The organism is Paenibacillus sp. H1-7 (assembly GCF_022354825.1).
Classification (GTDB): Bacteria; Bacillota; Bacilli; order Paenibacillales; family NBRC-103111; genus Paenibacillus_S.
Window position 1 is genome coordinate 834,630 of the sequence record NZ_CP031168.1, and the last position, 11,465, is coordinate 846,094.

At 54.0% G+C, this 11,465-nt stretch carries 10 protein-coding genes and 1 riboswitch; all 10 genes read left to right on the plus strand.

Annotation, left to right across the window (positions count from 1 at the left end; translation table 11 throughout):
* Positions 1–151: 151 nt before the first annotated feature.
* Positions 152–1,351: a Gfo/Idh/MocA family protein gene (locus DVH26_RS03960; protein WP_239631314.1), complete on the plus strand. Its 1,200-nt coding sequence runs from the start codon at positions 152–154 to the stop codon at positions 1,349–1,351.
* 257 nt (positions 1,352–1,608) lie between these two features.
* On the plus strand, positions 1,609–2,280 hold the full coding sequence (locus DVH26_RS03965) for a DUF6483 family protein (RefSeq protein WP_239631317.1): 672 nt from the start codon (positions 1,609–1,611) through the stop codon (positions 2,278–2,280).
* 137 nt (positions 2,281–2,417) lie between these two features.
* Positions 2,418–2,519: riboswitch (purine riboswitch) on the plus strand.
* Between the two features lie 126 nt (positions 2,520–2,645).
* Complete coding sequence (purE, locus tag DVH26_RS03970) at positions 2,646–3,131, plus strand: 5-(carboxyamino)imidazole ribonucleotide mutase (protein WP_239631319.1); 486 nt, start codon at positions 2,646–2,648, stop codon at positions 3,129–3,131.
* Positions 3,128–4,315: a 5-(carboxyamino)imidazole ribonucleotide synthase gene (purK, locus tag DVH26_RS03975; RefSeq protein ID WP_239631322.1), complete on the plus strand. Its 1,188-nt coding sequence runs from the start codon at positions 3,128–3,130 to the stop codon at positions 4,313–4,315. The genes purE and purK overlap by 4 nt, the downstream gene beginning before the upstream one ends.
* A 30-nt stretch (positions 4,316–4,345) precedes the next feature.
* Positions 4,346–5,641 (plus strand): adenylosuccinate lyase, encoded by a 1,296-nt coding sequence (gene purB / locus DVH26_RS03980; protein WP_239631324.1) that lies wholly within the window; start codon positions 4,346–4,348, stop codon positions 5,639–5,641.
* Between the two features lie 103 nt (positions 5,642–5,744).
* Positions 5,745–6,629 carry a phosphoribosylaminoimidazolesuccinocarboxamide synthase gene (locus DVH26_RS03985; RefSeq protein WP_239631327.1) on the plus strand — a complete coding sequence of 295 codons (885 nt, stop codon included), beginning with the start codon at positions 5,745–5,747 and terminating at the stop codon, positions 6,627–6,629.
* Between the two features lie 94 nt (positions 6,630–6,723).
* Positions 6,724–6,966, plus strand: coding sequence for a phosphoribosylformylglycinamidine synthase subunit PurS (gene purS / locus DVH26_RS03990; RefSeq protein ID WP_239631330.1), 243 nt, complete (start codon positions 6,724–6,726; stop codon positions 6,964–6,966).
* Between the two features lie 75 nt (positions 6,967–7,041).
* Positions 7,042–7,737 (plus strand): phosphoribosylformylglycinamidine synthase subunit PurQ, encoded by a 696-nt coding sequence (gene purQ, locus DVH26_RS03995; RefSeq protein WP_239631333.1) that lies wholly within the window; start codon positions 7,042–7,044, stop codon positions 7,735–7,737.
* A complete protein-coding gene (purL, locus tag DVH26_RS04000) occupies positions 7,715–9,958 on the plus strand; it encodes a phosphoribosylformylglycinamidine synthase subunit PurL (protein ID WP_239631335.1) in 2,244 nt (747 codons plus the stop codon). Before purQ ends, purL begins: the two co-directional genes overlap by 23 nt.
* On the plus strand, positions 9,943–11,430 hold the full coding sequence (gene purF, locus DVH26_RS04005; protein WP_239631337.1) for an amidophosphoribosyltransferase: 1,488 nt from the start codon (positions 9,943–9,945) through the stop codon (positions 11,428–11,430). Before purL ends, purF begins: the two co-directional genes overlap by 16 nt.
* Positions 11,431–11,465 lie beyond the last annotated feature (35 nt).

Consider the following 11,465-nt stretch of genomic DNA (forward strand, 5'->3'; position numbering starts at 1 on the left):
CCTCGTTTCGGACGTGCTGCCGGACAGTAATGGGACGATAAGATAGCGGTTCCAAAATTGAGAAGACGATTCCATAATTTATAAGACGACCCGTACCCGCGGGTGTAGAATGAAGCTTGCAATGAACTTGTAAAACCGAGGTGAAGGAAGAATGAGCGGGAATAGGGTATCCATTTTATTGGTCGGCATTGGCGGCTATGGAGCCAACTATGTTAACGAAATGCTGAACGGAAACTATGAAAATGAAGCTTTTATCGCAGGGGTAGTCGATGTAAAGCCGGAAACGAGCAAGTTTTACGAGGCGCTGAAGGAACGGAACGTGCCGTTTTATCCGACGATGGAAAGCTTTTATGCTCAAAGCACGGCGGATCTTGCCGTAATATCCACACCGATACAATTTCACTGCGAGCAGACCTGCCTGGCGCTGTCGAAGGGGAGCAACGTGCTGTGCGAGAAGCCGATTTCTCCTACGGTACAAGACGTTCACAAGATGATGGAAGCACGGGACCGTGCAGGAAAGTTCGTGGCCATCGGCTTCGACTGGTCGTTTACGCCGCAAATTCAGCAGCTGAAGCAGGATATTTCCGGCGGCTTGTTCGGGAAGCCGAAGCGGCTTAAGTCCATCGTGCTGTGGAGACGGACAGACAGCTATTTCATGAGCGGGTGGAAAGGCCGGAAAAAAGGCGATAACGGCGAGTGGATTTTGGACAGCGTAGCTCATAACGCTACGTCTCATTATTTGCACAATATGTTTTATGTCCTGGGAGGCCAGACGGATCGCAGTCTGCCGCTGCAAACCGTAGAGGCGGAGCTGTACAGGGCGAACAAGATTGAAAATTTCGATACGTGTGCGCTCAGGGCTTATGGCGATAACGGCGTGGAGGTTTTGTTTTACGCTACCCATGCAGTTAGCGACAACTACGGTCCTGCGCTTCATTTTGAATTTGAAAACGCTGTTATTACCTATTCGTCAGGAACAAACGAGAACCGTATCGAGGCGGTATTTAATGACGGTACGGTCAAGCACTATGCGCAGCAAAAATACAGTAAGCTCGGCACCTGCATCAAAGCTGTCTCTAACGGCGGATCAACCATTCCGTGCGGACTGGAAGCGGCGTATGCGGAAGTGCTGTGCATGAACGGGATGCTGGAATCGATGCCGGCTATCCGCACGTTCCCTGAGGAGCTGATCCAAAGGGACGAGGAAGTGAAGTTCAATTGGGTGCTAGGCTTGCGCGAAGCATTGCTGGACAGCTTCCATCGCGGGTCTCTGCCATCGGAGCTCGGGTACGAATGGGCGGCTAAAGGGCGCAGCACCGAATTGACTGAATACCGTGCTTATACAGGATAAAATGAATAGGAACGGGAAAACCGCTGATTCAAGCTGAGGCTTGAACCGGCGGTTTTATTTTTGTTTAGGAAATTATGCGGAGCAATTTCCTATGGATAATGGGGGCTCCCCCAAAAGCAACAGGATTAAGCTTCGAAGCATGATCTTAACCTTTGGGGGATTTGTTTTTAAGCCGGTGTGGTCCGGTGCGGAATTTTTCAATACCCAATCCCATGCGTTACAATAGAAGAAATCCGTCATGGGCTGGAGGGATGGCGTTGTATCGCAGAGACTATCTTTTACGAATGATTGAGCAGTTCACGGTTACAATGGCGCAGGTGCTGCTGAAGCGGCAAAACCGCAGGCTCGCGGAAGCGATGGAGCTTATCGCCCAGGCGATGAAGCAGCTGCTTGGACTCAATTCCAAGCTGGTCCGGGCGCTGTCCGTCAAGGATATCATTGGCTTGCTTTCGGCTAACGGCCATTTTGATGCGGGAAAAGGATTGCTGCTGAGCGACATGCTGAAGGCGGAAGGGGAGCTGCTTGGTGATGCCGGTGAGCCGTTGGAAGCGGAGAGCTGTTTCTTGAAGTCGCTGGAGCTGCTTCTGGAAATACGGCAAATGGAAGATGCGGAAGAGCTGCATCGTGACGCGGAGGAACGGGTGAGCATCCTACTGCCTCAAGTGAAGCAGACCAGAATGAATTTGCGGCTGATGGAGCTGTTGCTCGGCCACTACGATGCGACGGGCCAGCTGGCGAAGGCGGAGGACATGCTGTTTTTCATGCTCGACGACGATCCGGGCAATCCTAAGCTGGTGGAGCGCGGCATCGACATGTACGAGCGTTGGTCTGAGCTTGAGCCGGAGCAGTGGGCGGAGGGCAATTTGAGCGGGGAGGAAATTCAGGAAAGCCGTGAATTGTTGATTAAAATGAAACAAAATGGGAGTTAACTCCACATTTTGCCCGGTTATGCTATTTGAAATGCGAACTTTATAGGATTCTGATTCACATAATGTTCGTCTTTTTTTGTTGACACATGCCTTCCATCACTGGTAAACTAAAAGTGTAATCGTAACGTGGATTTTTAGCTGAAAATGTCAAATTTTCTCGTATAATGTCGGGGATATGGCCCGGAAGTATCTACCCAAAAACCATAAATTTTTGGACTACGAGTATGCGTGTTCGAAGGTCGGCACACCGGTGCTCGGCCTTAGCTTGCGCTGTGCAATACTCGTCGTCCTGCCGATAGACCATTACGGTGCCTATCTGCCGGGCGTTTTGTGTTTAATCAGGAAAATAGACGACGGAGGTTATTATGTCTGCTCTTGTTGGAGTGATCATGGGAAGCAAGTCCGATTGGGAAACCATGAAGCATGCTTGCGACATGCTGGAGGAACTCGGGGTGCCTTACGAGAAGCAAGTCGTATCGGCTCACCGTACGCCGGATTTAATGTTCGAGTATGCGGCGTCCGCGGCCGAACGCGGATTGAAGGTTATTATCGCGGGAGCGGGCGGAGCCGCTCATCTGCCCGGCATGGTCGCCGCAAAAACGGAGCTGCCGGTTATTGGCGTGCCTGTCAAAACGTCCACGCTGAACGGAATGGACTCGCTGCTGTCGATCGTGCAAATGCCGGGCGGCATTCCTGTGGCGACGGTAGCCATCGGTCATGCCGGCGCAACGAACGCCGGACTGCTGGCAGCACAAATCCTGGGCGCGTTCGATGCCGAGCTGCAGCAAAAGGTGCGTGACCGCCGCGAGCGGATTCGCCAATCGGTCATAGAAAGCAGCGTGCTCGAATGAGCCAAGCACAGAACAACAACGAGACGGGCAAGGTAATTCGTCCCGGAGGCACGATCGGCGTACTTGGCGGCGGCCAGCTGGGCCGCATGCTCGCATTGGCCGGAAGGGCCATGGGCTACCGCTTCGTGACGCTGGATCCGACCCCGGATGCGCCTTGCGGACAAGTGGCCGACCGGCAGATCGTCGCTTCCTATGATGATGTGGAAGCTGCAAGAGCTTTGGCGGAGCAATCGGACGTCATCACGTATGAGTTCGAAAATGTCGACGCCGACGTAACCGGCCTGCTGATGGCCGAATCGTACGTCCCGCAGGGAAGCCAGCTGCTGTATACGACGCAGCATCGTCTGCGCGAGAAGCGGGCGATTGAAGCGGCGGGCGTGAAGGTGGCGCCTTATGCGGAAATTGCCAGCGCCGAACAGCTTCGCGAAGCGGTACAACGCTTCGGTACGCCGTGCGTGCTGAAGACGGCGACCGGCGGCTACGACGGCAAAGGCCAATGGGTCATCCGGTCGCTGGATGAAGTCGAGGAAGCTTTCGCAACGCTGAGTAAAGCGAAGACGGAGCTGGTGCTCGAACAGTTTATCCACTTCGAGAAGGAACTATCCGTCATAGCGGCAAGAAGCCCAAGAGGCGAAGTGAAAGCATTCCCTGCGGCGGAGAACATTCATATCAATAATATATTGCATCTATCCATTGTTCCTGCGAGAACGAGCGAGAGCATTCAGCAGGAGGCGGAGCGGCTAGCGATGAGAATCGCGGCATCGCTGAACGTGATCGGGCTGATCGCCGTGGAGATGTTCCTTACCCGCGACGGACAGCTGTTCGTCAATGAGCTGGCTCCAAGGCCGCACAATTCGGGGCATTACACGATGGAGGCTTGCGCCACGTCGCAGTTTGAGCAGCATGTGCGCGCCATCTGCAATTTGCCTCTCGGATCAACGGAGCTTTTGACCCCGGTGGTGATGGTCAACGTGCTCGGACAGCATGTCGAGCCGCTGCTGGATTGGATCGTGAAGCCGGAATCGGAGCAGGTTGCTCCGGGCGTTACGGCTAAGGTTCATCTGTACGGCAAGAGCGAGAGCAAGCATAACCGGAAGATGGGGCACGTCAACGTGCTGGCCGGATCGACGGATGCGGCTATGCAGTGGATAGAGGCTTCGGACATATGGAAATCTAATAATTAGAACGAAAAGCATAGAATCGGAGGAAATACAATGATCGATCGTTACACAAGACCGGAAATGGCACGCATTTGGACTGAAGAGAACAGATTCAACGCATGGCTTGAAGTAGAGCTGCTTTCCTGCGAAGCATGGGCTGAGCTCGGCGTTATTCCGAAAGAAGACGTCAAGGAGCTGCGTAAGAACGCCGCATTCGATATCGACCGCATTTATGAAATCGAGCTGGAAACACGCCACGACGTAATCGCGTTTACCCGCGCCGTTTCCGAGAAGGTCGGACCGGAGCGCAAATGGGTGCATTACGGCTTGACTTCCACCGACGTGGTGGATACTGCTCTTGGCTACTTGCTGAAGCAAGCCAACGAGATTTTAGAGAAGGACATTATCAATTTCATCGAAATTTTGAAAAACAAAGCAATCGAGCACAAAGATACGGCAATGATGGGCCGTACGCATGGAGTACATGCCGAGCCGACAACGTTCGGATTGAAAATGGCTCTCTGGTACGAAGAGATGAAACGGAATCTCGAGCGCTTCCGCTTTGCGGCTGACGGCGTACAGTACGGGAAAATTTCCGGCGCGGTAGGCACGTACGCGAACATCGATCCTTTCGTGGAAAAGTACGTCTGCGACAAGCTCGGAACGAACCCGGCTCCGATCTCGACCCAAACGCTGCAGCGTGACCGTCACGCTGAATATATGGCTACGCTGGCGCTGGTTGCCACTTCGCTCGACAAGTTTGCTACCGAAATTCGCGCGCTGCAAAAGAGCGAATTCCGCGAAGTCGAGGAGCCGTTCGCCAAAGGGCAAAAGGGCTCGTCCGCGATGCCGCACAAGCGCAACCCGATCGGCTGCGAAAGCATCTCCGGCTTGTCCCGCGTGATCCGCGGCCACATGATTTCCGCTTACGAGAATGTAACGCTGTGGCATGAGCGCGACATTTCGCACTCGTCCGTAGAGCGCATTATTTTGCCGGATGCGACGACGCTTTTGAACTACATGCTGAACCGTCTCGGCAATATCATCAAGAACTTGACCGTGTTCCCAGAGAATATGAAGCGCAATATGCAAAGCACGTACGGCGTTCCGTTCTCCGGCCGCGTGATGACGAAGCTGATCGACAAAGGCTTCAGCCGCGAGCAAGCGTACGATACCGTACAGCCTAGAGCAATGCAGGCTTGGGAGCAGCAGCGTTCGTTCCGCGAGATCATCGAGAGCACGCCGGAAATCCGCGAGCAGCTGAGCCTGGAGGAAATCGAGGATTGCTTCAATCCTAGCTGGCATTTGAAGCATGTGGATACGATCTTCGAGCGTTTGGGCTTAATTTAATCTATAAATAAAACGTGTTTGAAGCATGATCAGGGCGGACAAGTAATGGTATAGGATCTCAGCTCTCATGCTTCAGGCACCTTTGGGGAGGACCAACTCAATCATGGCCGTAACGAAGGCGATTTCTAGCGCTGAACCTTTTGTCAAAGCACCACTGCTGTATAAAGGCAAAGTCCGCGAGCTGTACGATCTGGGAGAGTATTATCTTATCGCGGTAACCGACCGCATCTCGGCGTTTGACTGGGTGCTCTCGCCAGCCGTAACCGATAAAGGGAACGTGCTGAACAGCTTGAGCAAGTTCTGGTTTGAGCAAACGAAACACATGATGCCTAACCATGTGGTACATGGCGATGTAGAGCAGCTCGGCGATATCGTCACCGACCGCGACATCATGAAGGACCGCTTCATGGTGACCAAGAAAGCGGAGCGGATCGACATTGAATGCGTCGTGCGCGGCTACATAACCGGCGGCGGCTGGCGTCAGTATGAGAAGACAGGCGAGATCAACGGGCACAAGCTGCCTGAAGGAATGCGCAAAAACGAGCGTTTCCCGAAGCCGATCTTCACTCCTGCCGCGAAAAACGACGTAGGCCACGACGAAGACATTTCGATCGAGCGTATGAAGGAGCTTGTCGGCGCCGAGCTGACGGAGCAGCTGGAAGCGAAGAGCATCATGCTGTATGAATTTGCCCGCCAGTTTTGCGAGGAGCGGGGCATCATTTTGGCGGATACGAAATTCGAGTTCGGCCTGATCGACGGAGAAATTATTTTAATAGATGAAATTTTCACTCCGGACTCCTCCCGTTTTTGGGCGAAGGAAAACTACGCATTCGACATCGAGATCGACAGCATGGATAAAGAACCGGTCCGGACCTACTTGTCGGGAACCGATTGGGACAAAAACAGCGAGCCGGACCCGCTGCCGGATGACGTCGTTGAGGAAACGTCCCGCCGCTACAGAGCGATTTACGACCGTTTGGTGAAATGATTCGACGACCGAATTATTAGCGCCGTTCACGATATACGAGATCCATCATTTATAGTGTGAAAGAAACCACTTACTCCCAAGGAGGATTCACCCCATGTTAAAAGCAACCGTTTATGTAACGATCAAGCAAAGCGTACTCGATCCGCAAGGCGTAGCCGTTCAAGGCGCTCTTCATTCCATGGGCTTTGACGAAGTGGGCAAAGTGCGCGTAGGCAAATACTTGGAGCTGGAGCTCGGCACGACAGACCGCGCTGTAGCGGAAGAACGCGTAAAGGCGATGTGCGAGAAGCTGTTGGCTAACACCGTTATCGAAGATTACCGCTACGAGCTCGTTTAATCCAGACTACCATCCGGACACGACGGATTTATAAATCGACAGAGAATAGATCGACCCTTAAAGGAGGAGCACGTGATGAATTTCGCTGTACTGGTGTTTCCCGGCTCTAATTGTGACATCGACTGTTATAAAGCGGTAGAGGACACGATCGGCCAGCCTGTTAGCTACGTTTGGCATACCGAAACGGATTTATCTTCTTATGACTGTATCATCGTTCCAGGAGGCTTCTCTTACGGAGACTACCTGCGCTGCGGCGCTATCGCCCGCTTTGCTCCGGTAATGAATGCGCTCGTTCAAGCTGCGGAGCAGGGAAAATATATTATCGGGATTTGCAACGGATTTCAAATTTTGCTTGAATCGGGCTTGCTTCCTGGAGCTATGCTTCGCAACGAATCGCTCAAATTCCGCTGTCACGCAGCGATGCTGCAGGTGGAAAATACGGCGACTCCGTTTACGTCGGAGTACAAGCAAGGCGAGCTGATCAACATTCCGATCGCTCACGGCGAAGGCAACTACTACTGTGACGATGCAACATTGGCGGAGCTGAAAGCCAACAATCAGATCGTGTTCCGTTACGAAGCGGGCAGCAATCCTAACGGTTCCGTGGACGACATCGCGGGAATCTGCAGCAAAAACGGCAACGTGCTTGGCATGATGCCGCATCCGGAGCGCGCAGTGCACGAGCTGCTCGGTTCGGCGGACGGCAAACGGATGTTCACATCGATCTTGAGCACTTGGAGGGAAAAACATGGCGCAGCAACTATCGGCTAAGGAGCCAACTGCAGAACAAATCGCAGAACAACAAATTTACAAGCAGATGGGCGTAACCGATGCCGAATACGATAAAATTTGCGGCTTCCTCGGTCGTCAACCGAACTATGTGGAAATCGGCGTATTCAGCGTTATGTGGTCCGAGCACTGTTCTTATAAAAATTCCAAGCCTGTACTTCGCAAGTTCCCGGTAACGGGTCCTCGCGTATTGATGGGACCGGGCGAAGGCGCGGGAATCGTCGATATCGGCGACAACCAGGCGGTCGTATTTAAAATCGAAAGCCATAACCATCCGTCCGCGATCGAGCCTTATCAAGGCGCAGCGACAGGGGTCGGCGGCATTATCCGCGACATTTTCTCGATGGGTGCGCGTCCGGTAGCATTGCTGAACAGCTTGCGCTTCGGCCGTCTCGAGAATGAGCGCGTCAAATATTTGTTCGAGCATGTAGTATCCGGGATTGCAGGCTACGGTAACTGTATCGGCATTCCGACCGTCGGCGGCGAAGTGATGTTCGACGAGAGCTACGAAGGCAATCCGCTCGTTAACGCAATGTGCGTAGGGATCATCGATCACGACAAAATTCAAAAAGGCGTAGCCAAAGGGGTAGGCAACCCTGTGTTCTACGTAGGTCCGGCAACGGGCCGCGACGGCATCCACGGTGCGACGTTCGCATCCGAGGAACTGACCGCCGAATCCGAAGCGAAGCGTCCGGCTGTGCAAGTCGGCGATCCGTTCATGGAGAAGCTCGTATTGGAAGCTTGTCTTGATCTGATCAACTCCGGCATCGTGCTCGGTATTCAAGATATGGGTGCCGCAGGCTTGACTTGCTCCAGTGCGGAAATGGCAAGCAAAGCGGGCAACGGTATGGAGCTGTACCTCGACGAGGTTCCTCAGCGCGAGGAAGGCATGACGCCTTACGAAATGATGCTGTCCGAATCGCAGGAGCGCATGCTGTTCGTTGTCGAGCCTAAGCATGAAGCTCAAGCCAAAGCAATCTTCGAGCGTTGGGGCCTTCACTGCGCGAAGGTCGGCAAAGTTACCGACGACGGCCGTCTGAAGCTCTTTCACAAAGGCGGGCTGGTAGGCGACATGCCTGTAACCGCGCTTGTAGACGAGTGCCCGGTATACAACAAGCCTTCCCAGGTTCCTGCTTATTATGTTGACAATGCTTCCGTCGATACGACTCGGTATCCGGAAGTGACCGATTTGAACGGCGCTTTGGAAAAAGTGCTCGCATCCCCTACGGTTGCAAGCAAAGAGTGGGTTTACAACCAATACGATTACATGGTTCGCACCAGCACGGCGGTACGCCCCGGCTCCGATGCGGCTGTAGTAACGATTAACGGCTCGCGCAAAGCGTTGTCGATGTCCACGGACTGCAACGGCCGCTATGTGTACCTCGATCCGGAAGTAGGCGGTATGATTGCGGTTGCCGAAGGCGCACGCAACAACGTATGCTCCGGTGCGGAGCCATTGGCGATTACGGATAACTTGAACTTCGGAAGCCCGGAGAAGCCGGATATTTTCTGGCAGCTGGAAAAAGCGGCGGACGGTATGGCGGAAGCTTGCCGCAAGCTGGAGACTCCGGTTATCGGCGGTAACGTCAGCTTGTACAACGAAAACGCAAAAGGCGCGATTTACCCGACGCCGGTTGTCGGCATGGTAGGTCTCGTACACGATACGGATCACATTACAACACAAGGCTTCAAAAAAGAAGGCGACATCATCATCCTGCTCGGCGAGACGAAAGCGGAGCTGGGCGGAAGCGAGTTCCAATACGTGCTTCACGGCGTAACGGAAGGACGTCCTCCGCAAATCGATCTGGATGTAGAGAAAAAGCTTTTGAATACCGTTCTTGGCGCGATCCAAAAAGGGTACGTTGCTTCTGCGCATGACTTGTCCGACGGCGGCTTGGCCGTTGCTTTGGCCGAAAGCTGCATCAGCGGCCGTCTGGGAGCCAGCGTGAACTTCACCTCCGAGCTGCGCAACGATATCGCGCTGTTCAGCGAGAGCCAATCCCGTATCCTGCTAAGCGCATCGCCTGAACAAGCCGGAGCATTGAAGCAGTGGATCGCCGAGCAAGGCGTACCGTATCAAGAGCTAGGCCAGGTTCAAGGCAACGAATTACAAATCCAAGTGAACGCTAAACCAGTCATCCAAGCACCTGTTGCACAACTAGAAAAGGTTTGGAAGGATGCGATTCCATGTCTGATGAAGTAATGCAGCCGCAACCGCAGCTTTGGACAGGACGTTTCTATAATGATGGAATCAACAGCCATGACGGTCTGTTTGACAAGCTTCGCGAGGAATGCGGCGTATTCGGAGTGTACGGTCACTCCGAAGCCGCAAACCTTTCGTACTACGGGCTTCATGCTTTGCAGCACCGCGGTCAGGAAAGCGCAGGCATTTGCGTAGCCAACGGAACCGACTTTCATTATCACCGCGGCATGGGTCTGGTCAAGGAAGTATTCAACAACGACAATCTCAGTACCATGACGGGATCCAATGCGATCGGCCATGTCCGATATTCCACGGCTGGCGAGAGCAAGCTGGCGAACGCTCAGCCGCTGGTGTTCAAATACCGTGGAGGCGATCTTGCCATCGCTACGAACGGGAATCTGCACAACGCGGGCGAGATCAAGAAAGAGCTGGAGGCTCAAGGGTCGATCTTTCAAACGACGAGCGATACCGAGGTTATAGCTCACTTGATCGCCCGTTCCAAGCAGGATGATATCGTAGCGGCTATTAAGGAAGCGCTGCTCCGGGTAGACGGAGCGTATGCCTTCTTGTTCCAAACCAAAGATAAAGTGATCGCTGCTCGCGACCCGCACGGCCTGCGCCCGTTCGTTATGGGGCGCCTCGGCACCGCGTACTTGTTCGCGTCCGAGACCTGTGCGTTCGATGCGGTCGGCGGCACGTATTACCGCGATGTCGAGCCGGGCGAGCTGCTTGTGCTCGACCCGAAGCACGGCTTGAAGGAAGACCGTTTCTCGCCGATCAAGCAGCGCGCTATCTGCGCAATGGAGTACATTTACTTTGCGCGTCCGGACAGCGATATCGACGCGATCAACATCCATTCCGCGCGCAAGCGGATGGGCCGTCAGCTCGCGCTTGAGTCGTTCGTGGACGCCGATGTCGTTACCGGCGTGCCGGATTCCAGCATCTCGGCTGCCATCGGCTATGCGGAGCAGACCGGTATCCCTTATGAGCTTGGGCTCATTAAGAACCGGTATACCGGCCGCACGTTCATTCAGCCGAGCCAGGAGCTGCGCGAGCAGGGCGTGAAGATGAAGCTGAGCGCCGTGCGCAGCATCGTAGCGGGCAAACGCGTCGTCATGATTGACGACTCCATCGTCCGCGGCACGACTTCGCTGCGCATCGTCAATCTGCTTCGCGAAGCGGGGGCTACCGAAGTGCACGTGCGCATCAGCTCGCCGCCGTTCAAGAACCCTTGCTTCTACGGCATCGATACGCCGGACCGCAAGGAATTGATCGCCGCTCAGAAGTCGATCGAGGAAATTCGCAAAGCGATCAACGCCGATTCGCTGCATTTCTTGAGCAAGGACGGCCTGCTCGCTTCGATCGGCCGTCCGAACGTCGAATTCAACCGCGGCCATTGCACGGCCTGTTTTGACAACAGCTACCCTACTCGCGTCACGGAGGAGTCTTCTATCAGCTGCGGCTGTGATTAAGGTATTGTCGCTATAATTAGGCTAATCAGAAGCCT

Bases quoted from the DNA above. Each gene is read 5' to 3' on its own strand.
- purS (WP_239631330.1), top strand. From the start codon at position 6,724: ATGTTAAAAGCAACCGTTTATGTAACGATCAAGCAAAGCGTACTCGAT.
- purQ (WP_239631333.1), top strand. From the start codon at position 7,042: ATGAATTTCGCTGTACTGGTGTTTCCCGGCTCTAATTGTGACATCGAC.
- DVH26_RS03985 (WP_239631327.1), top strand. From the start codon at position 5,745: ATGGCCGTAACGAAGGCGATTTCTAGCGCTGAACCTTTTGTCAAAGCA.
- purL (WP_239631335.1), top strand. From the start codon at position 7,715: ATGGCGCAGCAACTATCGGCTAAGGAGCCAACTGCAGAACAAATCGCA.
- DVH26_RS03960 (WP_239631314.1), top strand. From the start codon at position 152: ATGAGCGGGAATAGGGTATCCATTTTATTGGTCGGCATTGGCGGCTAT.
- purF (WP_239631337.1), top strand. From the start codon at position 9,943: ATGTCTGATGAAGTAATGCAGCCGCAACCGCAGCTTTGGACAGGACGT.
- purK (WP_239631322.1), top strand. From the start codon at position 3,128: ATGAGCCAAGCACAGAACAACAACGAGACGGGCAAGGTAATTCGTCCC.
- purB (WP_239631324.1), top strand. From the start codon at position 4,346: ATGATCGATCGTTACACAAGACCGGAAATGGCACGCATTTGGACTGAA.
- purE (WP_239631319.1), top strand. From the start codon at position 2,646: ATGTCTGCTCTTGTTGGAGTGATCATGGGAAGCAAGTCCGATTGGGAA.